The 21,282-nt window shown below is 71.3% G+C and carries 17 protein-coding genes; 9 read left to right on the plus strand and 8 right to left on the minus strand.

The window, feature by feature from the left end; translation table 11 throughout:
- Together N2041_RS11805 and N2041_RS11810 are read left to right on the plus strand one after the other, a co-directional pair.
- Positions 1 to 2,312: hypothetical protein (locus tag N2041_RS11805; RefSeq protein WP_297678788.1), on the plus strand; the 2,312-nt coding region annotated here is incomplete at its 5' end.
- A 93-nt stretch (positions 2,313 to 2,405) separates the two neighbouring features.
- On the plus strand, positions 2,406 to 2,984 hold the full coding sequence (locus N2041_RS11810; RefSeq protein ID WP_297678789.1) for a hypothetical protein: 579 nt from the start codon (positions 2,406 to 2,408) through the stop codon (positions 2,982 to 2,984).
- Between the two features lie 77 nt (positions 2,985 to 3,061).
- Here the strand turns inward: N2041_RS11810 and N2041_RS11815 are convergent, their stop codons facing one another.
- On the minus strand, positions 3,062 to 7,642 hold the full coding sequence (locus tag N2041_RS11815) for a GAF domain-containing protein (RefSeq protein WP_297678790.1): 4,581 nt from the start codon (positions 7,640 to 7,642) through the stop codon (positions 3,062 to 3,064).
- Positions 7,643 to 7,838: 196 nt separating this feature from the next.
- Here N2041_RS11815 and fabF point away from each other — a divergent pair, with 196 nt between their 5' ends.
- Complete coding sequence (fabF, locus tag N2041_RS11820; RefSeq protein WP_297678791.1) at positions 7,839 to 9,098, plus strand: beta-ketoacyl-ACP synthase II; 1,260 nt, start codon at positions 7,839 to 7,841, stop codon at positions 9,096 to 9,098.
- Between the two features lie 93 nt (positions 9,099 to 9,191).
- On the opposite strand, the gene N2041_RS11825 is transcribed toward fabF, so the two are convergent.
- Together N2041_RS11825 and N2041_RS11830 are read right to left on the minus strand one after the other, a co-directional pair.
- Positions 9,192 to 11,441 (minus strand): heterodisulfide reductase-related iron-sulfur binding cluster, encoded by a 2,250-nt coding sequence (locus N2041_RS11825; protein WP_297678792.1) that lies wholly within the window; start codon positions 11,439 to 11,441, stop codon positions 9,192 to 9,194.
- A 212-nt stretch (positions 11,442 to 11,653) separates the two neighbouring features.
- Positions 11,654 to 13,243, minus strand: coding sequence for a class I adenylate-forming enzyme family protein (locus tag N2041_RS11830; RefSeq protein WP_297678793.1), 1,590 nt, complete (start codon positions 13,241 to 13,243; stop codon positions 11,654 to 11,656).
- A gap of 141 nt (positions 13,244 to 13,384) precedes the next feature.
- Between N2041_RS11830 and N2041_RS11835 the strand changes: the two genes are divergently transcribed.
- The 3 genes from N2041_RS11835 to N2041_RS11845 all read left to right on the plus strand — a co-directional run bounded on the left by N2041_RS11835 (position 13,385) and on the right by N2041_RS11845 (position 15,346).
- Complete coding sequence (locus N2041_RS11835) at positions 13,385 to 14,428, plus strand: ATP-dependent DNA ligase (RefSeq protein WP_297678794.1); 1,044 nt, start codon at positions 13,385 to 13,387, stop codon at positions 14,426 to 14,428.
- Positions 14,429 to 14,498: 70 nt separating this feature from the next.
- On the plus strand, positions 14,499 to 15,041 hold the full coding sequence (locus N2041_RS11840) for a pyridoxamine 5'-phosphate oxidase family protein (RefSeq protein ID WP_297678795.1): 543 nt from the start codon (positions 14,499 to 14,501) through the stop codon (positions 15,039 to 15,041).
- A gap of 35 nt (positions 15,042 to 15,076) precedes the next feature.
- On the plus strand, positions 15,077 to 15,346 hold the full coding sequence (locus tag N2041_RS11845; RefSeq protein ID WP_297678796.1) for a YciI family protein: 270 nt from the start codon (positions 15,077 to 15,079) through the stop codon (positions 15,344 to 15,346).
- On the opposite strand, the gene N2041_RS11850 is transcribed toward N2041_RS11845, so the two are convergent.
- Positions 15,343 to 16,377, minus strand: a complete 1,035-nt coding sequence (locus N2041_RS11850) for a DNA polymerase domain-containing protein (RefSeq protein ID WP_297678797.1) — start codon at positions 16,375 to 16,377, stop codon at positions 15,343 to 15,345. The genes N2041_RS11845 and N2041_RS11850 overlap by 4 nt on opposite strands.
- 80 nt (positions 16,378 to 16,457) lie before the next feature.
- Here N2041_RS11850 and N2041_RS11855 point away from each other — a divergent pair, with 80 nt between their 5' ends.
- Both N2041_RS11855 and N2041_RS11860 read left to right on the plus strand, forming a co-directional pair.
- Positions 16,458 to 16,958 (plus strand): VOC family protein, encoded by a 501-nt coding sequence (locus tag N2041_RS11855; RefSeq protein WP_297678798.1) that lies wholly within the window; start codon positions 16,458 to 16,460, stop codon positions 16,956 to 16,958.
- Between the two features lie 61 nt (positions 16,959 to 17,019).
- A complete protein-coding gene (locus N2041_RS11860; RefSeq protein WP_297678799.1) occupies positions 17,020 to 18,189 on the plus strand; it encodes a sialidase family protein in 1,170 nt (389 codons plus the stop codon).
- A 10-nt stretch (positions 18,190 to 18,199) separates the two neighbouring features.
- Here the strand turns inward: N2041_RS11860 and N2041_RS11865 are convergent, their stop codons facing one another.
- Both N2041_RS11865 and N2041_RS11870 read right to left on the minus strand, forming a co-directional pair.
- On the minus strand, positions 18,200 to 18,715 hold the full coding sequence (locus N2041_RS11865; protein WP_297678800.1) for a DinB family protein: 516 nt from the start codon (positions 18,713 to 18,715) through the stop codon (positions 18,200 to 18,202).
- Positions 18,716 to 18,741: 26 nt separating this feature from the next.
- Entirely contained in the window at positions 18,742 to 19,176 is a 435-nt protein-coding gene (locus tag N2041_RS11870; protein WP_297678801.1) for a hypothetical protein, read from the minus strand.
- Positions 19,177 to 19,311: 135 nt separating this feature from the next.
- Between N2041_RS11870 and N2041_RS11875 the strand changes: the two genes are divergently transcribed.
- Positions 19,312 to 20,253 (plus strand): hypothetical protein, encoded by a 942-nt coding sequence (locus tag N2041_RS11875; protein WP_297678802.1) that lies wholly within the window; start codon positions 19,312 to 19,314, stop codon positions 20,251 to 20,253.
- A gap of 6 nt (positions 20,254 to 20,259) precedes the next feature.
- Here the strand turns inward: N2041_RS11875 and N2041_RS11880 are convergent, their stop codons facing one another.
- On the minus strand, positions 20,260 to 20,757 hold the full coding sequence (locus N2041_RS11880) for a hypothetical protein (RefSeq protein WP_297678803.1): 498 nt from the start codon (positions 20,755 to 20,757) through the stop codon (positions 20,260 to 20,262).
- Positions 20,758 to 20,770: 13 nt separating this feature from the next.
- The gene (locus N2041_RS11885; protein ID WP_297678804.1) at positions 20,771 to 21,166 is read right to left on the minus strand and encodes a hypothetical protein; all 396 of its coding nucleotides are present in this window, start codon (positions 21,164 to 21,166) and stop codon (positions 20,771 to 20,773) included.
- Positions 21,167 to 21,282 lie beyond the last annotated feature (116 nt).

A 21,282-nucleotide genomic window follows, 5' to 3' on the forward strand; every position in this document is an offset into this window, starting at 1 on the left:
CCGGCTCGCAGGTGGGCCAGCAGACGACCTACCCGGCCTGCACCTCGGTCGCGGTCTTCGAGTCCGAGGACCAGGGCCAGGTCGATATCGAGGCCTTCATCCAGGGCGCCCCGGCCTCCAAGGTCGCCTGGGTCGTCTACTACATGAAGATCGAGCGCGTGAACCTCTCGCTGGTCACGCAGGTCTCGAAGCCCACCCACAACGGCAGCTCGCTGCCCGACTGGGCCCCGGGCAACCCGTGGGATGCCTCCAAGGACGACGCTGACGGCACGGCCGAGTGGAACGTCTCGAAGGACATCCTCGTCCGCGGCCGCGTCTCCGGCTGGTTCCTCACCAGCAACCCGTCGGGCCGCCCGGCCGATACGAGCAACCCGCTCAACGTCCTCCCGGCCAACCGCTGGGTCATGCCCAATGACTGGCCGCTCCTCGCCGGCGGTCCCGATGGCGAAGAGGCGTACGGCACTGCCGAGCAGTTCCGGCCCTACTACGACATCATGATCGCCCCGAACAACGTTGGCGGCTACGCGCTCGTCTCGAATACCGGCCTCCTCTCCACCGTCGCGACGGTCGTCGCCCCCAACAACACGGGCGTCGGCACCAGCGCCTCCCCGGTGCGCGTGGCCAGCTGCGCCTACCTCCCGGCCGGCCAGGTCTTCTTCTTCCCGGCCCCGCTCTCGGCGGCCCGGACCGTGACCTCCTGCGCCAGCGGCCTGCTCGTCTTCTCGCCGGCGCTCACCTCGGCGCCCGCGGCCGGCACCACGCTGCTGATTGCGTCGGGCACGCCGTTCATCGGTCCCTACAGCGCGCTCGATATCGTCGGCCTGACGTCGCTCGGCTTCGGGACGACGGCGCCGACCACGCTCACCCCGTTCGTGCGCGATACGGCCTTGAAGGACTTCGACGTCGACTGGTGGGATGCCCCGATGCCGCCCGCCCTGGTCAGCGTCGCGCTCCGCGGCACGGGCTTCATCAAGATGGTCGTCAAGGACGAGGTGTACTACCTCGGCACGCCCAACACCGACTCCCAGATCTACCCGAACCCGTACTACTGGTCGGAGATCCCGGAGAGCCCGTACATCAGCGCGGTCGCCGCTGGCGGCGGCTACCTCTGGGACAGCTGGGGCACCAACGGCGCACCGATGGGCCCGTACCTCTTCTGGCGGCCCGTCCGCGTCGGCCTCAACAGCGCGGGCATCGGTGAGTCGCTGACCTCCACCGACCAGGCGGAGCTGGCGATCATCCGCACCGCCTATGGCGATCCGACCATCGCCCGCGACCTCGTCGTCTACAGCGACAACCATGGCGAGTTCATGGTGGCCGCCAACGGCGACTTCAAGACCGACCTCTCGGCCTGCGCCACCAACGCGCTCGCCGGCGGCAAGCACTGCAAGCGCGGCGATAAGGTCGGCACCGGCACCATCACCGCGACCGCCGACTACCCGGACTTCCGCGGCAAGCACTTCCCGGTCCTCTCCAACGCCGTCAGGGTGGACTGGACCTGGGGCGGCTACAAGGACGTCACCGTCCAGCCCGGCGAGACCGACCAGTTCAAGTACGTCGTCTTCCACGCCCTCGACCGCGATGGCTTCTGCTCCGTGCCCACCGGCGCGGTCAGCCTCCACGCCGTCCTGTCGAGCGCGGATGCGGCGGTTGACTTCAGCTCGCTCGGCGCCCGCTACAACGGCGACCCGGTCGAGAACGTCGACTTCCTCATCGACAGCGGTGAGGGCATCATCATCGGCCAGTCCGGCGGCGGCACCATCAACGATGGCAGGCGCTTCGCCACGGGCGTGACGACCTTCTCCGTCGCGGCGAACGACCCGGCCGTCACCGGCATCAAGGAGTTCCCGCTCAGCCCGCTCGCAGCCCAGGGCCAGGCCGATGAGTGCCAGGCCTGGATCAAGGTCAGCAACAGCCTCCTCGGCATCGTCAACGTCCTCGCGATCGCGAAGGATGACGAGGGCAACATCGGCTTCGACCGGGTCATCGACCTCTCGACCACCACGAGCTACACGCTCAACTTCCGCTGGAGCCTCATCACCTGGGCTGGCGCTGACGACATCCCGGTGATGGACGCCATCAAGGGCACCGGCTCCTCCGGCAAGAACCCCGGTGGCAACGACATCTCCGCCAGCGTCACGGCCATCTACGGCTGGAATGCTGCGGCCCAGCAGTGGCTCGGGTTCTTCCCGTCCGGCGTCAACGTGCCCGGCGCGAACGACCTGACCGTCCTCAAGACTGGCGAGGCCTACTGGATCGCCATCACCGGTCCGTCGTCCGTCACCTGGACTATCGCGACCAACATCGACTAACACCGGGTTCCCCGGCGGCCGTCCCTCCCCCGGGAGGGGCGGCCCCCGGTCCCGGCGGTTGATGTGGCCGAACAGACAGGAATGGAGCAAACCATGACGAAAGTTCTCAAGGTGCTCGCTGGCGGATGGCTCGCTGCGGTCCTCGGCGTCGCGCTCTTCGCGGCCGCCGGCACCCTCGGCGCCGGCACCGTCTCCGCGGAATCGCCGCCGAGCCCGCCCGCCCGGTTCGCCGGGACGGTCCTGGTCGATGGGCAGCCGGTTCCCGCCGGCACCGTCATCGAAGCCCGCATCGGGAACGCTGCCTGCGGCGTCACCCAGACGTTCATGCAGGGCGGCCAGTCCCGGTACGTCCTCGACGTTCCGGCGCTGAACCCCGGCGCGTCCCCGAACTGCGGCGTCGATGGCGCCTCCGTCAAGTTCTACATCGGCGGGAAGCAGGCGGCCCAGACGGGCACGTGGGCGAACTACCAGCTCAACGAGCTGAACCTCACCTACACGACCCCGACGCCGACCGCGACTGCGTCGCCGACCGCGACGCCGCGCCCGCCGGCCACCGGCGACACCGTCGCCACCGGCAGCGCCGCCTCCGCCAGCTGGCTCCTCGCCATCGCCGGCCTCGGCGTCCTCGCCTTCGGCATCGGCGGTGTGGCGGTCGCCCGCCGCGCCCGCTAACCGTCACCCTCCGCGGTGAACCGAAGGGCCCCGCTCCGGCGGGGCCCTTCTCGTTGCGCCGAATCCCCGGGCCCTGCTCACTTCCGCGGCGGCCGCGCCCCCGCCGCCTCCAGCGCCCGCGCCAGGCGCTCCGCCGTGAAGGGCTTTTGCACGAGCCCCGCAATCCGCCGCTTCACGTCCGTATCGATGTGCGAATCTGCCGCGTAGCCCGTGCAGACGATGACCGGCAGGTCCGGGCGAATCTCCGTCAGCGCCCGGAACGTCTCCGACCCGGTCATCCCCGGCATCACCAGGTCCAGCATCACCGCGGCGAACCGCTCCGGCCGCGCCCGCACGATTTCGACCGCCGTCGCGCCGCCCGGCGCTTCGACCACGTTGTAGCCGAGCTCGCCGAGCGTCGCCGCCAGCGCCCGCCGCACCATCGCGTCGTCGTCGACCACGAGGATGAGGTTGCCGTCCCCGGCGCTGAAGGCGTCGTGCCGGCCGTCGCCGGCCGCGGGCCGCAGCGGGAAGCTGAGCGTGAACGTCGTGCCGCGGCCAGGTTCGCTGTCGACCGTGATGTCGCCGTGGTGCCCCTGCACGATGCCGTACGTAATCGCCATGCCGAGGCCCGTCCCGGCGCCCGGCGCCTTCGTCGTGTAGAACGGCTCGAAAATCCGCATCCGCACGTCGTCCGTCATCCCCGGGCCGGTGTCCGCCACCTCCACCCACGCCAGCGGCCCCGTCGCGCCCGCCCGGATGGCGATGCGGCCGCCCTCGGGCATCACGTCGCGCGCGTTCAGCACGATGTTCGTGAGCGCCTGCTGCAGCTGGCCGGCGTCGCCTTCGACGTAGAGCGGCTCGTCCGGCAGCGACACCGTCACCGCGATGCGCGAATGGAGCGCCGGCGCCAGCAGCTGCAGCGTGTCTTCGACCACCGTCCGCAAATCGACCTGCCCGAACCGCACGAGCCCGCCCCGCGCGAACGCCAGCAGCCGCCCGGTCAGGTCCGCCGCCTTGCGCGCCGCTTCTTCGATGAGCGCGACGTTCTCGCGCTCGTCGGCATCGAGGTTGCGCGACCGCTTCAGCAGGCCCGCGAACCCGAGGATCGTCGTCAGCAGGTTGTTGAAGTCGTGCGCGACGGCGCCTGCCATCGTCCCGAGCGACTCCATCTTCTGGCTCTGCATCAGCTGGGCCATGAGCGCCTTCCGCTCCGAGACGTCGCGCGCCAGCACGAGCACCGCCTCGCGCCCGCCGTACGCCACCAGCGAGGCGACCACCTCGACGTCCAGCGGCGAACCGTCCCGCTTCCGGTAGCGCACGTCCGCGAGGTGCACTTCGCCGTCGGCGTGGATGCGCGCCATGAACGAGGCCAGCTCCGCCTCGTCGGCCATCGAAATGTCGTCGAGCCGCAGCCCGTGCAGCTCGCGCTGCGCGTAGCCGAGCACCCGCGCCGCGAACGGGTTCGCATCGAGGATGCGCCGGCTCTCCGCATCCACCGTCAGGATCATCTCCTCCGCCTGCGCCACCAGCGACCGGTACTTCAGCTCGCTCTCGGCCAGCGATTCGAGCGCCGACGCCTTCTCGAGCGCGAGCGCCAGCGGCCGCGCGAGCGTCCCCAGCAGCTCCGCATCCTCCGCCGTGAACCGGTCGGTCCCCTCCGCCCAGAGCGCCACCGACCCGCGCACCGATTCGTGCACCACCAGCGGCACCCGGATGACCGAGAGCAAGCCCGCATCCAGCAGCGCACGGTGTCCCGGGTGGAGCGGCGTCTCTTCCCGCGCATCGGGGACCACCTGCGGCGCCGGCGCGTGCTGCAGCGCGGCCCCGCGCAGCCGGCCGACGGGCACCTCCTCCGCGAACGCGTCCATCGGCAGCGGCCGCGAACTGTCGAGCGCGAGCCGGCGCGCGGCCGGCTGCCCCGGTTCGAACGCGAACACGATGCCGAACTCCGCCCCGAAGAGCGCGCGGCAGTCCGCGAGGAACCGCTGCGCCACCCGCTCCGCCGTCCCGCCGGCGTTCAGCCGCGCGAGGATGCGCGTCGTTGCCTCCAGCCGGGCCGTGCGCCGCGCCTGCTCCTCCCGGCTGCGGAAGTAGCGAATCGCGAGGCCCAGCGGCTGCACCGCCTCCGCCAGCTGTTCGGCGTCGAACCGCCCGAACCGGCCGGGCTCGCGCGCCCCAAGCGTCACCACCCCGCACACCCCGTCACCGCAGACGATCGCCACCCGCATGCTCGACCGAATCCCCGCCGCCCGCGCCGCTTCGGAGGTCGCGGTCAGCCGCGGCGCCTCCTGCAGGTCCTCGATGACGTGCACGACCGGCCCCGCCGGCGGCCAGGCGTCGAACACCTGCTCGGCCGGGAGTTCGGCCCCCGGCGACCATGCGCCAACCGGCGAATCGATCCCGGCCAGCCGCACCGCCGCCCGTTCGACCACGCCGATCGCACAGTGGTCCGCCCCGTAGAGCTGCCGGAGCGCCGCTGCCGCGTGGGCCGCCAGCTCCTCCAGCCGCTCGTGCGACCCGAGCGCGCTCAGCACCTCCAGCATCGCGCGCGCCCGCCGCGCCTGCTCCCGCGCCGACTCCATCAGGAAGGCGCGCTCGAGCACGGTGCCCAGCGTGGCCGCGAGGTCGGCGAACTGCGCAAGGTCGGCCGCGTCCCAGCGGCCCGGGGCCGGCGCCGCGACCGTTGCGATGCCCCGCGCCACGCCGTCCCCATCCCGGATCGGCGCCCGCATCACGCTCCGCAGTCCGTGCGCCGCGAGGAAGGCCGTCGGCTCGTCCGCGGCCTCCGCCGCGTCGGTGATCAGCACCGGCCCGCTTTCCACCAGCCGCCGCCAGCCCACCGGATGCTGCCGCAGCAGCGATGCGACCCGCTCCAGCTCCTCGTCCCGGAAGTGCGCGGTCGACGAGGTCAGCGTCGCGATGTCGCCCGGCGCGGTCGTCACGACCACCGCATGGCTCGCCCCGAACAGCCGCCGGACCTCGCGGACGAACACGTCGCCTGCCTGACGCATCGAGGCCCCCGGGGTCAGCGCCAGCAGCATCCGCGTCTTCGCCTCCAGCAGCTCCGAGGCTTCCGCCATCTGCGCCAGCAGCCGCACCCGGTCGATCGCGATCGCCATGGGTCGCGCCAGCTCCATCAGCCGCTCCTCATCCGCCCGGGTGTACCGGCCCGGCTCCCGGCTGCCGATGGTCACCAGCCCGACCGTCCCATCGGAGAGCGCGAACGGCACCCGCATCCCGGAGCGCAGCCCGCGCTCGTACCCGAGCAGCGTCCCCGGGTTCGGCGCCGGCCTTGCGAAGATGTCGCCCGCCGGGCCGCCCTGCCCTGCCAGCGCCGCCCGGTAGACTGTCACGTCCTCCTCGGTCAGCCCGGGCGGCAGGTCCGCCGCCTGCATCACCGCGGAGCTCATCCCCAGCACCTCGCGCACCCGCCGCTCGAGGTCGACCGTCCCGAGCGCCACGTGGTCCGCCTCGAAGTAGGCCCGCAGCCGCTCGGCAATCGCCTGGCAGGCCGGCGCCAGCTCCCGCGCCTGCCAGAGCGTCTCCAGCAGCTCGGCGCCGACGCTCAGCAGTTCGGCCTGCCGCTCGAGCGTGAGCGCGTGCGCGACGGCGAGCTCGCCCCGCCGCACCCGTTCGACCCCGATCTCGAGCACCCGCGCCACCCGGCCGAGGAAGGCCTGCTCCTCGCCTGCCCAGGCCGAGGGCTCCTTCCGTAGCGCGACCAGGGCCAGCCGCAGGCCCGCACCCCAGCGGTGGGTCCGCACCGCCGCCGCCAGCGAGCCCATCCCCAGCCGTTCCCGCGCGAACCGCTCCGCCGCCAGCAGGCCATCGCCCGATTCCAGCGACTCGCGCACCCACGGCAGGCTGCCGTCCCGCTCGCCCATCGGCCGGTTGCCGGGGTCGAGCGCCGCCCGCCGCGCCTCCTCCCAGAGCGCCGGCGTCAGGAGCCCCGCCGGCGCCGAGCGGAACGTCCACTCGCCGCCCGGCCCGCCTTCGACCATCACAATCGCCGCGTCCGCGCCCACCGCCGCGCGGACCCCCTCCGCCGCTGCCGCCAGCAGCGCCGCTTCGTCCTCCGCCGCGGCCACCGCGGCGAGCAGGTCCGCCTCCGCCGCCCGGATCGCGCGTTCGAACTCCATCCGCTCCAGCAGCAGCAGCGGCCGGAGCGTCTGCATCGCGGCCTGCGTCACCTCCCACAGCTTCCCCAGCGATTCCCGCGAAAACCGGCCCGGTTCGACCGAGCCGACCAGCACGAAGCCCATCGCCTGGCCCCGCTCGTCCGTCAGCGGCAGCCGCACGGTGGAGCGAACCCCCGCCGCGATGGCAGCCCGCTGCCCCGGCGTCGGCCGGGGGATCGCCAGCGTGTCTTCGAATACGGCCCCGCCTTCGTCGGCGAGCAGCCGGCTGAAGGCCGCGTCGCTCTGCCGGTGGTCGAACGGCCACCGCCCCGGCGAATGCTCGCCCTCGAGCGGCCACCAGAACGCGCGCCGCCCGCGCCGCGAAAGCGCGACATACCCGCACTCGCCGCCCAGCGCCCGCGCGGCAGCCTCCGCGAAGCGCGTCAGCTCCTCCTCGATCGAACCGGCATCAGCGGCCCCGGCGCGCCAGGCCCGCAGCGAACTGTCAGCCGGCCGCCCGCCCTCTCCCGGCGAGCCGGCCGGCGCTGTCTCCCCCATGGATATCCCCCGGCGCCGCAGCGGTGTACCGCCCCGGCGGGAACGCCCTCGGCAGGCCCCCGCATCGTACGTAAAGCGATTTCCGATGCGGTATTGGGGAGTTCCCGAACATTCACCACGCAACGACTTTTTCGGGGAATCCCGGGACATTCCCCCGGCCCGTGCCTCCCCGCGCCGGCGCGGTACCATACGCACCATGAACGAAACCTTGCGCTCGCGAACCCGCGTCGTCGTCACCGGCCTGGGCGCCATCACCCCCGCCGGCCAGACCGTCGAAGAATTTTGGCAGAACCTCGTCGCCGGCCGCTCCGGCATCGGCCACCTCACGATGGTCGACCCCGACGGCTACCCCTGCAAGTTCGCGGGCGAAATCAAAGACTGGGACCCGACCCGCTACATCGAGCGCAAGGCCGCCCGCCGCATGGCCCGCTTCAGCCAGTTCATGGTCGCCGCCGCCGCGCAGGCCATCGAGGATGCCCGCCTCGACCTCGATGCCGAGGACCGCGACCGCCTCGCCGTCCTCATCGGCAACGGCGGCGGCGGCTACCCCGATATCCAGGAGGCCGCCCGTACCCTCTTCGAGCGCGGCGGCATGCGCATCGACCCCCTCTACCTCGCCCGCTCCCTCGGCAACATGGCGGCCGCCCAGGTCTCCCTCCAGTTCGGCCTCCGCGGCTACAACGGCACCATCGTCACCGCCTGCGCCGCCGGCACGCAGGCCATCGGCGAAGCCGCCATGCTCATCCGCTCCGGCCGCGCCGAAGTCGTCGTCACCGGCGGCTGCGAAGCCGGCATCTCCGAACTCGGCCTCGCCGGCTTCTCCGTCATGCGCGCCCTCACCAGCTACGACGGCCCTCCCGAAGAGGCCAGCCGGCCGTTCGACGCCCTCCGCGACGGCTTCGTACCCTGCGAAGGCGCCGGTGCGCTCATCCTCGAATCCGAAGCCCACGCCCGCGCCCGCGGCGCCCGCATCTACGCCGAGGTCGCCGGCTTCGGCTGCACGAACGACGCCTTCCACGTCGCCGCCCCTCCCGATGACGGCGAGGGTGCCGCCCGCGCCATGGCCGAAGCCCTCCGCGACGCCGGCCTCCAGCCCGGCGAGATCGACTACATCAACGCCCACGCCACCAGCACGCCGCTCGGCGATACCGCCGAGACCCGCGCCATCAAGCGCGTCTTCGGCGAAGGCGCCTACCGCGTCGCCATCAGCGCCACCAAGTCGCTCATCGGCCACGGCCTCGGCGCCTCCGGCGGCATGGAGACCGTCGCCACCATCAAGACCATCGAAACCGGCGTCATCCACCCCACCATCAACCTCCACCACCCCGACCCGGACTGCGACCTCGACTACGTCCCCAACGTCGCCCGCGAAGCGCCCGTCCGCGCCGCGCTCAAGAACAGCTTCGGCTTCGGCGGCCAGAACAGCTCCCTCGCCATCGTCCGCTACGAACCGTAGCCCGCGCTCGGACCCCCGGCCGCCTGCCCGAAACGAACGGCCCCGGGGAAGCTCCCCGGGGCCGCTGAACGCTCGCGAAGCCGCCGCGCCGCCTCAGACGACGCCCGGCGGCACCTCCACGTCCCCGTCGCGCAGCGGCCGGGCCGTCGGCCGGACGCTCACTTCGAGCAGCTCCGCGATGTCGAACGCCTTGATCGTGCGCTTCTCCTCGTCCGGCTGCACCGCGGGGATGCCGTCTTCGAACATCTGGATGCAGAACGGGCAGGCCGTCGCCACGATGCTCGCGCCGGTGTTCGCCGCCTCCGCCGCGCGGAGGTGGTTGACGCGCGTGCCCGCCTCTTCCTGCCACATGTTGCCGCCGCCGGCACCGCAGCAGAGGCCCCGCTCCCGCGAGCGCGGCATCTCCACCAGCTTCGCCCCGGGGATCGCTTCGATGACCTGCCGCGGCGTGTCGTAGATGCCGTTCCCCCGGCCGAGGTAGCAGCTGTCGTGGACCGTGATGGTCGCCCCGTTCCCCTCCTTCGGCTTCAGGTCGCCCTTCGCCAGCAGGAACTGGAGGAAGTCCGCGTGGTGCGTCACTTCCCACTTCCCGCCGAAGTCCGGGTACTCGTTGCGGAAGGTGTTGAAGCAGTGCGGGCAGCTCGTGATCACCCGCTTCACGCCCATCTCGTTCAGCGCATCGGCGTTCGCCTGCGCCATCGTCGCGAAGAGGAACTCGTTGCCGAGCCGCCGCGCCGGGTCGCCGTTGCAGGTCTCCGCCTGCCCCAGCACGCCGAAGCTCACGCCCGCTTCGAGCAGTAGCTTCGTCACCGCCTGCGTGATCGGGATGTTCCGCTCCACCAGCGCGCCCGAGCAGCCGACCCAGTAGAGATAGTCCTGCGAGCCGTCGTACACCGGCACGTCGATGCCCTGCGCCCGCAGCTGCTCGATCCACGTCTCGCGCGTCAGCTGCGTGCCGCGCCACGGGTGGCCGCGCTGCTCGAGGTTCTGGAGCGCCGCCTGCGCCGTCGCCGGCACCCGCGCCTGCTCCATCACGAGGTAGCGCCGCATCTCCACGATCGGCGGCACGTGCTCCACCAGCACCGGGCACTCCTGCATGCAGGCGCCGCACGTCCGGCAGGCCCAGAGCGTTTCATCCTTGATGTAGCCGCCCACCAGCGGCTCCAGCTCCTCCTCCGGGTTCTTCCCTTTGATGATGAGCGGGCCCGCATGGTTCATGTACGTCTTGATGTCCTGGATGAGCGCCATCGGCGAGAGCGGCTGGCCCGCCGTATACGCCGGACACACCTCGGTGCAGCGGCCGCAGCGCACGCAGGTGTCCGCATCGAACAGCGTCTTCCAGGTGAAATCCTGCAGCCGGCCGGCGCCCAGCCCGGCTCCCTCCTCGATGAGCTTCTCGATGTCGCCCATCGGCTCCAGGTAGAGCGGCGTCGTCGGCCGCTTGAAGAACGCGTTCACCGGCGCCAGCGCGATGTGCCGGAACTTCGTCAGCGCCATCAGCGTCAGCAGCGCGAAGGCCGCCACCACGTGGAACCACCACCACGCCACGTGGAAGTCCAGCAGCGTCTGCGGCGAAACCCCGCCCAGCAGCTTCGCCACCACATAGCCCGCCGGCGACCATTTCGACCACGACTCGTTCCCCGCCGGGATTTCGTCGCCGCCGAGCCGGAGGCCTTCCACGATGATGCCGCTGAACAGCACCACGCCCAGCAGGCCCACGATGATCGCGTCCTCCGTCCCGCGGCGGTCCCAGTTCAGCTTCGCCGGCGGCGAAATGTACCGCCGGTAGACGGCCATCCCGATGCCGATCAGCCCGATGACGCCGAACACGTCGCCCACGAGCGAGTACACGAGGTACGTCCCGCCCGTCAGGAACAGGTGCTCCTTGTCCATCCCGAGGATGATCGGCGCGTAGTCGTCGATCGCCAGCAGGATGGTCACGATCGTGAGCACGAGGAAGCTCGAGTAGATGAAACCGTGCATCACGCCCGCGTAGCGGTCGTTCTTCACCCGGCTCGTCCCGGCGCCGAGCGTCAGCATGTTGGTGATCCGGCCGCTCAGGCTCTGGTTCACCCGGTGCGGCTTGCCGAGCCGCCACACGCGCATCCGCTGCAGCAGCGCCCCGAAAATCACCGCCATCGAGACGGTGAACACGAAATACATCAGCCAGGGCGTCTTGATGTTGAAGAACACCTCGCGCGAGGCGTCCGTCGTCCGGGCCGTCTCGATCGCCGAGATCGCCGCGAGGATCGCCACCGGGACGACGATGCCGCCCCAGCTCCCGCGCAGCCGCGTGCCCTTCCGGCCTGCTCCCCCACTGCCGGTCATCGAACTGTTCGTCATACCACGCGTTCCCGTACCAGGTTTCGAAGGTGCGCGCCGGCGGTGCCCCGGCCCGCACAGTGTAGCCGCATCCTACCCGAGCCTCCCCTTCGGCGCGAACCCCGTTCGCCGCCGCGACAGGGGATCTGCGCGGCACCGGTCTTTCGCGCGCGAACGAAGCGCCCCGGCCAACCGACCGGGGCGCCCGTCATCGTCGCCAGCGGCGGCGCGGCCTACGCCTTGCCCGCCGGGATGTCGTTCGTCGGCGTCCCGTAGAGCTTCCGCAGGTCGGTCTTCAGCACCTTGCCCATCACGTTCCGCGGCAGCTCATCGACCACCGCCACGTACTGCGGCGCCTTGAACGAGGCCAGCCGCGACTTCGCGTACGCGGTGATCTCCTCCGGCGTAATCGTCGCGCCCGGCTTGAGCACGACGATCGCCTTCACCACTTCGCCCCACTCCACGTCCGGCACGCCGATGACGGCCGCTTCGTCGATGGCAGGGTGCTCCTCGAGCACGTTTTCGATTTCGCCGGGCGAGATGTTCTCGCCGCCGCGGATGATCAGGTCCTTCTTCCGGCCCGTGATGTAGAGGTAGCCGCCCTCGTCCAGCTTGCCCACGTCGCCCGTGTGCAGCCAGCCGTCGATGATCGCCGCGCTCGTGGCGTCCTCCTGCTTGTAGTAGCCCTTCATCACGCGGTCCGAGCGGACGCAGATTTCGCCCTCTTCGCCGGGCGGCAGCGGCCGGTTCCGCTCGTCCATGATCGCCAGCTCCACGTCCGGCATCGGCTTGCCCACCGACCGGAGCCGCTGCTCCTTGATCTCCGTGTCCGTGCTCAGGTCGTGGTCCTCCGGCCCGAGGAACGTCAGCGTCGCCGTCGATTCCGTCTGGCCGTACGCGTTGATCAGCCCGATGCCCTTCGGCGGGAAGATGTCGCACGCCTTCCGCACCACTTCGTACGGCATCGGCGCCGCGCCGTAGGTGATCTGCTTCAGCGACGAGATGTCGTACTTGTCGAAGTCCGGCACCTCCATGATCCGCTTCAGCATCGTCGGCACCACGAAGGCGTGCGTGATCCGCTCCTGCTGTACCGCCTGCAGCCACAGCTCCGGCTGGAACTGCGGCAGGATGACCAGCGTGCGCCCCATCCAGACGCCGAGCATCATCGCCGTCGCGCCCGCGACGTGGAAGAACGGCGCCGAGACCAGCAGCTTCTCGTGCGTCTCCGGGTCCGCCGGCGGCTGGTTCGTCACGTACGCCGTCATATCGAGGAACGTCAGCTGCACGCCCTTCGGCTGTGCCGTCGTGCCGGAGGTGAAGATGATGATCGTCGCGTCCTTGTCGTCGATCTCCGTCCAGATCTCGTCCTCGGCCCCGCTCTCCATCAGCTCCTCGTAGCGCAGGTAGCCGTCTGCCGCCCCGCCGAGGCTCACGTAGTGCTGCACCGTCGTCAGCGTCGGCCGGATCCGCTCCACCAGGTCCCGGTAGCGGTCCGAAACCAGCAGCACCTTCGTCTCGCTCACGTTCACCATGTAGGTGAGCTCTTCATCCTTCGCCCGGTAGTTCAGCGGCACGAAGGTCGCGCCCACCATCGCCGTCGCGTAGTAGCTGATGACGAAGTCCGCGCTGTTCACCGCCATGATGGCGACGTGGTCGCCCTTCTCCACCCCGAGGCCCTGGAACGCGTTCGCCAGCTTGCACACCTGCCGGTACATCTCGGCGTAGGTGAGCCGCTTGCCGCCGCCGTTCCCGTCGAAATCCACCAGCGCCTCCCGGTCCGGGACGACCGACGACGTGATCTGCAGGAACTCGATCGTGTTCATTCAGACTCCATGGAAAAAACGTAGGGACACCCTTGTGGCCGCCGATTCTACCGGAACCTGCCACCCCGGGCGAACCGCGCGGTAAGCCCCCGCCGCGCAGGCGCTCGACGGTCCCCGCTTCCCCGGCGCACAATCCGCCCCATGCTCCCGCCCGGCCCCATCGACCCGATGCTCGCCAAAGCCGCCCCCGAGATCCCGGCCGGCCCCGGCTGGCTCTTCGAGCCGAAGTGGGACGGCTTCCGCTGCATCCTCTTCTACGACGGCGCCGCCCTCGCCCTCCAGTCGCGCGACCGGAAGCCGCTGGACCGCTACTTCCCCGAACTCGTCGACGGCCTCGGCCGCGTCCTGCCCGGCCCCGCCGTGCTCGACGGCGAAATCGTCATCATGACCCCGCGCGGCCTCGATTTCGATGCCCTCCAGCAGCGCATCCACCCGGCCGCCTCCCGCATCGCCCGCCTCGCCGCCGAGACGCCGGCCGCCTTCGTTGCCTTCGACCTCCTCGCCGAGGACGGCGAGTCGCTCATGGCCGCGCCCTTCGGCGCCCGCCGCGGGCGGCTCGAGCGGCTCCTCGGCAGCGCCCGGCCCCCCGCCTACCTCACCCCCGCTACCCGCGACGCCGCCGTCGCGCGCGACTGGTTCGAACGGTTCGAAGGCGCCGGCTTCGACGGCGTCATCGCCAAGCCCCTCGATGCCCCCTACCAGCCCGGCAAGCGCGCCATGCTGAAAATCAAGCACCTCCGCACCGCCGACTGCGTCGTCGGCGGCTTCCGCTGGAACCGCGGCGAAGAAGGCCGCTCCGTCGGCTCCCTCCTCCTCGGCCTCTACGACGGCGCCGGCATCCTCCACTTCGTCGGCCACACCTCCAGCTTCACGGCGCCGCAGCGGCGCGACCTCGCCGGCCTCCTCGCGCCCTATCGCACGAACGACCCCGCCGAAGGGTTCGGCCAGGGCCGCACGCCCGGCGCCGAAAGCCGCTGGACCGCCGGCAAAGACCTCGCCTGGGAACGGCTCCGCCCGGCCCTCGTCTGCGAAGTCACCTACGACCACATGCAGGGGCCGCGCTTCCGCCACGCCGCCACCTTCCAGCGCTGGCGCCCCGACCGCGACCCGCGCTCCTGCACCTTCGACCAGCTCGAAGCCCCCGTCCCCGCCGAGCTCCGCGCCGTCTTCGAACCCCGCGCTTGACACGCCCCGGCCCGCGCTTCACCATCCCGGCCAGCATCTTGGCCGGATGGCCAAAACCGCGAGGCCGCCCATGTCTGCCGACCCCGGAGCCGGCGCCGCCCGCCCCGCCTGGTGGAGCCGCCAGTACATCGAACCCTTCACCCTCGACGACGATGAGCTCTGGCGCATCGTCCGCGAATCCACCCGCGCCGCCGTCGCCTGGGTCACGAAATCCTGCGAGCCCGTCGTCGCCCAGATGTCCTACTGCTGGTACGACGGCCACATCTGGCTCACCTCCACCCCGAACCGCGACAAGTACCGCGCCCTCGAGCGCAACCCGGCCATCTCGCTCTCCATCCACGACCCGGCCGACTGGTTCAAGCAGGTCACCATCCGCGGCCGCGTCACCTTCTTCGACGAACGCGAGTCGGTCCGCCGCTTCATCCACGAGCTGATCACCGCCGGCGGCCGGCGCGCCGTCGCCCCCGATGTCTACGGGCGCGAATTCGCCCGCTTCGACAGCCCCGAGCGCGCCGTCATGCGGGTCGACATCGACCGCATCCGGAGCTACGACGGCCGCAAGATGTGGCAGACCGAAGCCGAAGGCCTCGACCCCTGGAGCGCTGCCCCGTAGCTGGCCGCCGCCCCGCGCGGTAGCATGCGCCCGCGATGCTCCACGTCCTCAGCTACGACTACGTCCCTGATGTCCTCGAGCGGCGCGAACCCTTCCGGCCTGCCCACCTCGCGCTCATCCGCGAATACTTCGAAGCCGGCCGCCTCCGCCTCGCCGGGGCCATCGGCGAACCGGTCCGCGGCGCGCTCATCGTGTTCACCGACCCGGACGCCGCGGCCGAGTTCGTCCTCCGCGACCCCTACGTGCTCAACGGCCTCGTCACCGCCCACCGCATCGAGCCCTGGCACGTCGTCATCGGCGCCTAGGCCTTCCGCCGCCGTCCCCCGCCGTCGCCGTCCTTCCGCGCTCGTGAGGGCTGCACCCGCTTCGGCTCGCCCGGCGCCTTCGGGAAGTGCGGCGGATAGGGCGCATCGCCCAGCCCGGCCCGCTCCTGCTCCCGCGAGAGCGCCAGCAGCGGCTCCAGCGAATACGCGCGGCCGTCGATCGCCGCCATCGCGTCCCCGCGCTCCGCGAACCGCGCCGGCACCGTCGCCACCGTGAACGCCGCCAGCTCCGCCCCCGGCAGCTCCGCCCACGTCAGCGGCATCGAGACCTGCGCGTTCGGCGTCGGCCGCACCGAATACGCCGAGGCCACCGTCCGGTCGCGCGCGTTCTGGTTGTAGTCGATGAACACCCCGTGCCGCTCCTCCTTCCACCAGGCCGTGGTCACCAGGCCCGGCGCCCGCCGCTCCGCCTCCCGCCCGAGCGCGAGCGCCGCCCGCCGCACCGCCGTGAACTCCCACCGCGGCAGGATGCGCACGTAGATGTGGATGCCCCGGCTCCCGGACGTCTTCGGGTAGCCCTCCATCCCGTACGCCCGCAGGAGCTCGCCCACCAGCAGCGCCGCCTCCTTCACCTGCCCGAAGTCCGCCTCCGGCGTCGGGTCGAGGTCGAACCGCAGCTCGTCCGGGTGCTCCACATCGTCGGCCCGCACCGGCCACGGGTTCAGGTCGATGCAGCCGAGGTTCACCGCCCAGGCCAGCCCGGCGAGGCTGTCGATGACCGGCAGGTTCGCCCACCGCCCGCTCGGGAAGGTCACCCGCGCCGTCCGCACGTAGGGCGGCAGCTTCGGCGGCGCCCGCTTCTGGAAGAACGGCGGCGCCCCGATGCCGTCGACGAACCGCTTCAGCACCATCGGCCGGTTCGCCACCCCCCGCAGCGCCCCCTCCCCGACGGCCAGGTAGTACTGCACCAGCTCCAGCTTCGTCAGCCCGATCGCCGGGAAGTACACCTTGCCCGGGTTCGTCACCGGCACCTCGATGCCGCCTGCCGTCACGAGCGCTGCCTGCTCGGCCACGGCGGCAGTATACGTTCTGGGGGCTTGACGGCAAAAAAGTGCAGCTATACTTTTCCTCCAACCCACGAGAGGGGGCGCCCATGCCCATCCGCTTCATCCCCCACCTCTGGCTCGAATCCGGCGCCGAGGAGGCTGCCGCCTTCTACACCAGCATCTTCCCCAACTCCCGCATCACCTCCGTCACCCGCTACCCGGACGTCGGCCGGGAGGTCCACGGCCAGGAGCCCGGCACCGTCCTCACCGTCACCATCGAGCTCGACGGCAACCCCGTCATGCTCCTCAATGGCGGCCCCGGCTTCCGCCTCGATGAGGCTTTCTCCTTCCTCCTCGAATTCGAAACCCAGGAGGAGATCGACCGCTACTGGAACGCCCTCCTCGAAGGCGGCCAGCCCCAGGCCTGCGGCTGGCTGACCGACCGCTTCGGCGTCTCCTGGCAGGTCGCCTGCCCCATGGACCACTGGCTCACCGACCCCGACCCGGCCGTCCGCGAACGCGTCTTCGGCGCCGTCCTCGGCATGGTCAAAATCGACATCGCCGCCCTCGAAGCCGCCGCCCGCGGCCAGGTTTCACCCGCGGCCTGACCCGCCGCCCCCGTCCACTGCGCCAGCCGCGCCCCCGCCGGGGGCAGAAAGGAAGCACCACATGCCCGGCACCACGCTCCTCATCGGCACCCGCAAAGCGTTCTTCATCTACCGCTCCGACCCCGCCCGCGAACGCTGGGAACTCTCGCCTCCGATGCTGAAGGGCACCTCCGTCTACCAGTCTGCCGTCGATACCCGCCGCCGCCCGGCCCGCATCCTCCTCGCCGCCAACCACTGGGCCTGGGGCCGCTCTGTCGCCCGCAGCGACGACGGCGGCCAGACCTGGGAGCAGCGCTCACCCGGCCTCGGCTTCCCCCAGGACATGGGCATCACCATCGACAACGTCTGGGGCATCACCCCCGGCCACCCGGCCCAGCCCGGCGTCGTCTGGGCCGGCACCCAGCCCGCCGGCCTCTTCCGCTCCGACGACTGGGGCGAATCCTGGCAGCCCGTCGATGACCTGAACCGTCTCCCCGACCGCAAGTTCTGGCACATGACCGGCGGCGGCCAGTCGGCCCTCACCGCCATCGAACTCGACCCGCGCGAGCCGAACCGCCTCTACATCAACATCGCCACCGGCGGCTGCTACTGCTCCGAAGACGGCGGCAAGACCTGGGAGCCGCGCTGGCACACCGCCATCGCCACGACGCCCGAAGTCCGCGAGATGTTCGAAAAAGTCGCCGAGATGTTCCCCGAGATGGCGGAACAGTTCCCCGCCCCCGAGGGCGTCGACCCCCTCGCCGCCAACGAGTTCCACCGCCTCCGCCTCGACCCGAAGAACCCCGACCGCCTCTGGGGCCAGGCCCACGTCGGCGTCTTCCGCTCCGACAACGGCGGCCGCCAGTGGCACGACGTCACGAAGGGCCTCCCCTCCTTCCACGGCTTCCCCCTCGCCGTCACGAAGCAGGGCCGCGACGCCGTCTTCGTCGTCCCGCTCGAGATGGAGGCCGACAACTTCCGCGTCGTCAACGGCCAGTTCGCCGTCTACCGCACCGCCGACGCCGGCGCCACGTGGGAGCGCCTCACCCGCGGCCTCCCCGGCCCGCACGACTACCAGAGCGTCTACCGCGATGCCATGGACACCGACGGCATCGACCCCGAAGGCGTCTTCCTCGGCACCACCAACGGCGAAGTCTGGTACGGCCGCGAGTGGGGCGAATCCTGGGTCCGCCTCCCCGGCACCCTGCCGCCCATCCTCTCCGTGACCGCCATCCCCAGCGACCTGCTCTGACGCGAAGCCCTCAGCCGTCCCGCCGGATGTAGTCGATCATGTCCACGCTCTCCGGCGGGCGGCCGATCGTCGTCAGGATCGCCGCCGCCTCCGCCCGGTGGTGGGTCGAATGGTTGAACACGTGCAGGATGAGCTGCCAGAGCGGCCGCTCGTCCGGCAGCGGCGGCTGGTTCCGCCGGTAGCGGCACACCGAGAGCAGCCGCGCCTCATCCAGCTCCGCGAAGAACCGCGCCCGTTCCGGCCGGTGCAGTTCCCACGCCTCCCGCACCGCCGCGGTCGTCGGCCACGTCGCCGGGCCGTCCAGCTTCGCCTCGCTGTCGCCCAGCCACCGCCGCAGCCAGTGCCGCTCCGCGGCCACGAGGTGCGCCAGCAGCGCATGCAGCGAACCGTCCCCGTAGCTCCCCGGGATGCGCGCCCCCGCCGCCTCCTCGCCCGCCGCCTCCGCTGCCCGCAGGATGCGGTCGTTCGCCCAGTCGTGGAACTCCGCCGTAAAGCGGATCAGTTCGAGCGAAACCGGGCCGTCCACCCCGCCATCATCGCACACTCCGCCGCCTACGCGACCCCCGCCGGGAACGTCGTCGGGATCTTCGCCGCCATGTCGAAGTACTCCTGGAACGTCTGATTGAAGCGGTAGAACGAGTCCCGCCGGTGGTAGTCCTTCCCGCGCGCGAACTCCTCCGCGCTCCGAAGGTCCAGCGAATTCAGCGTGTACTCGTGCGTCGCCCGCCCGTTCCGCTGGATGTCCTCGATCATCGCCCGCCACGCCTCCGGCGATTGCACGAGCACGAAATCCAGCTCCTCCGCCCGCTTCGCGTCGATCTCCTTCACGTCCTTCACTTCGAACGCCTCGAAATCGATTTCGAAGTAGCGGTCGCCCACCTGCACGCCCATCTCCGCATCGCACGTCCCCAGCCGCTTGAAGCTGTCCGAGGCGTTCAGCAGGTCGGCCGCCGCGCGGAACCACTCGACCGAAGGAAACTCAGGCATCGCGTCACCTCCAGGGGCAGGGCACATGGCGCCGGCCGGCGCCATCCCGGTGTGGCCGGGAGTGTAGCCGGTTCCACCCCGCCTGTCAGGCCGCCCCCGTCGACAGCCGCCGCCCGCCGCGGCACAATCCCCGCCATGGCGACCGTCCAGACCGTCCTCGGCCCCGTCGATGCCGGCTCGCTCGGCGTCACCCTCAGCCACGAGCACGTTCTCGTCGGCATGGGCGAAGACAACCACCACTACCCGTGGCGCTTCGACTGGGAAGCCACCCGCGCCAACACCATCCGCGAGCTCCGCGAAGCCCGCGAAGGCGGCATCGGCACCATCATCGACCTCACCACGCCCGACCTCGGCCGCGACGTCGCATTCGTCCGCGATGTCGCCCGCGAAGCCGGCATCAACGTCGTCGTCGCTACCGGCATCTGGCGCGATATCCCCCGCTCCTTCTGGACCCGCGACCCCGACGAAATCGCCGATATCTTCGTGCACGAGATCGAAACCGGCATCGGCACCACCGATATCCGCGCCGGCGTCATCAAGGTCGCCAACGACATGGGCGGCGTCACCCCCGAGGGCGAGCGCATCCTCCGCGGCGCCGCCCGCGCCTGCAAACGCACCGGCATCCCCATCAGCACCCACCAGTGGGCGCCCGAAGAGGTCGGCTGGCAGCAGGTCCAAATCTTCGAAGACGAAGGCGTTCAGATGGACCGCGTCGCCATCGGCCACAGCGCCGACACCACCGACGTCGACTACCTCGAGCGCCTCCTCCAGCGCGGGGTGTTCCTCTCCATGGACCGCTACCCCGGCGCGCCCGGCCGCCCCACGTGGGAGCAGCGCAACGCCACCGTCAAAGCCCTCATCGACCGAGGCTGGGCCGGCCGCCTCATGCTCGGCCACGATTACGCCCCCATGCCGATCGTCAAAGGCCAGCAGCCGCCACCGCCGCAGGGCCCGACCCGCTACCTCTTCGTCTCCACCGTTGCCGTGCCCGCCCTCCTCCGCGACGGCGTCCCGCAGGAGACGATCGACGCCATGCTCCGCGACGTCCCGCGCCGCTTCCTCACCGGCGAAGCGTAGTCCCGCTCAGTTCACCCCGTCCGATGCCGCCTGCGGCGCCGTCAGCCGGAACGGCAGCGCTGGCCCCAGGTCGACGTCCGCCCGCTGGCCGCCCGGCGCGAAAAGCGGCTCCTGCAGCGCGAACCGCCGCGCCACCGGGAACCACAGCCGGATCGGCAGCCCCGGCGCCCCGCAGCCCGGCCGCTGGCCCGGCCCGCTCCCGTCCGCCAGCACGTCCACCACGTAGACCGTCTTCCCCACATCCGAGGCCGGCGTGCCCGGCCCGGCCGCCGCCACCTGCGTCACCCCGTCGCCGCACGCCTTCCCGTTCACCAGCGCGATGACTGGCTGGACGGCCGGGTCGAGGTTCGCGCCATCGGCCTGGACGATGCCGTACGGCCACGCGAAATCCGGTGGCCCCGGCGGCTGCTGCGCGCCCGAGCCCGCCGGGAACGACAGCGCCGCGGCGAGCAGCCCGGCGAAGATCATCAGCCGGCGCGCCCAGCCGCGGCGCAGTGTGGTCATGCCCGGAGTATCGCTAGTTCGTGCCGTCCTTCGCCACCTGCGGGCCGATGTTCCGGGGCGTCAGCTGCGGCCCCAGCCCCGTCAGGTTCCGCTGCGCCGGCCCCGGCCCGCCCCAGGTCGCCGTGTCCGTCGCCATCTGCCGGTTGCCCACGAAGTAGAACTGCACCGTCCGCCCCGCGGCGCCGCAGCCGGCGAGCTGGCTGTCCGCGATCACGTCCACCACGTACACCACGCCCGAGCCGTCGGCGATCGTCTGCCCGACGCCGCAGGTCTGCGAGCTGCCGCCGCTCGTCACGATGGCCAGGACCGCCTGCCCCGGCCCGACACCCGAAGGAACGGAGCCGTAGTACGTCGCGGGCGGCGAAGGCGGCGCGCCCTGGGCCGCCACCAGCGCGGGAATCGCAGCCATCGCAACCGCGACAGCGCCAATCGCAGGGAGAATCGCTCGTTTCATGTCGCCTCACTGGGGAGCGGGAATACGCTCGCAGCTAGCAGCGTAGGCGGCGAAGATTATGCAGGCAAGCC

Origin of the sequence: Tepidiforma sp., from assembly GCF_026419595.1 — a bacterium.
Lineage (GTDB): Bacteria > Chloroflexota > Dehalococcoidia > Tepidiformales > Tepidiformaceae > Tepidiforma.

What these genes read in the sequence shown, in the direction of transcription:
- N2041_RS11810 (WP_297678789.1), top strand. Translation starts at nt 2,406, where the DNA reads ATGACGAAAGTTCTCAAGGTGCTCGCTGGCGGATGGCTCGCTGCGGTC.
- N2041_RS11815 (WP_297678790.1), bottom strand. Translation starts at nt 7,642, where the DNA reads ATGGGGGAGACAGCGCCGGCCGGCTCGCCGGGAGAGGGCGGGCGGCCG.
- fabF (WP_297678791.1), top strand. Translation starts at nt 7,839, where the DNA reads ATGAACGAAACCTTGCGCTCGCGAACCCGCGTCGTCGTCACCGGCCTG.
- N2041_RS11825 (WP_297678792.1), bottom strand. Translation starts at nt 11,441, where the DNA reads ATGACGAACAGTTCGATGACCGGCAGTGGGGGAGCAGGCCGGAAGGGC.
- N2041_RS11830 (WP_297678793.1), bottom strand. Translation starts at nt 13,243, where the DNA reads ATGAACACGATCGAGTTCCTGCAGATCACGTCGTCGGTCGTCCCGGAC.
- N2041_RS11835 (WP_297678794.1), top strand. Translation starts at nt 13,385, where the DNA reads ATGCTCCCGCCCGGCCCCATCGACCCGATGCTCGCCAAAGCCGCCCCC.
- N2041_RS11840 (WP_297678795.1), top strand. Translation starts at nt 14,499, where the DNA reads ATGTCTGCCGACCCCGGAGCCGGCGCCGCCCGCCCCGCCTGGTGGAGC.
- N2041_RS11845 (WP_297678796.1), top strand. Translation starts at nt 15,077, where the DNA reads ATGCTCCACGTCCTCAGCTACGACTACGTCCCTGATGTCCTCGAGCGG.
- N2041_RS11855 (WP_297678798.1), top strand. Translation starts at nt 16,458, where the DNA reads ATGCCCATCCGCTTCATCCCCCACCTCTGGCTCGAATCCGGCGCCGAG.
- N2041_RS11860 (WP_297678799.1), top strand. Translation starts at nt 17,020, where the DNA reads ATGCCCGGCACCACGCTCCTCATCGGCACCCGCAAAGCGTTCTTCATC.
- N2041_RS11870 (WP_297678801.1), bottom strand. Translation starts at nt 19,176, where the DNA reads ATGCCTGAGTTTCCTTCGGTCGAGTGGTTCCGCGCGGCGGCCGACCTG.
- N2041_RS11875 (WP_297678802.1), top strand. Translation starts at nt 19,312, where the DNA reads ATGGCGACCGTCCAGACCGTCCTCGGCCCCGTCGATGCCGGCTCGCTC.
- N2041_RS11880 (WP_297678803.1), bottom strand. Translation starts at nt 20,757, where the DNA reads ATGACCACACTGCGCCGCGGCTGGGCGCGCCGGCTGATGATCTTCGCC.
- N2041_RS11885 (WP_297678804.1), bottom strand. Translation starts at nt 21,166, where the DNA reads ATGGCTGCGATTCCCGCGCTGGTGGCGGCCCAGGGCGCGCCGCCTTCG.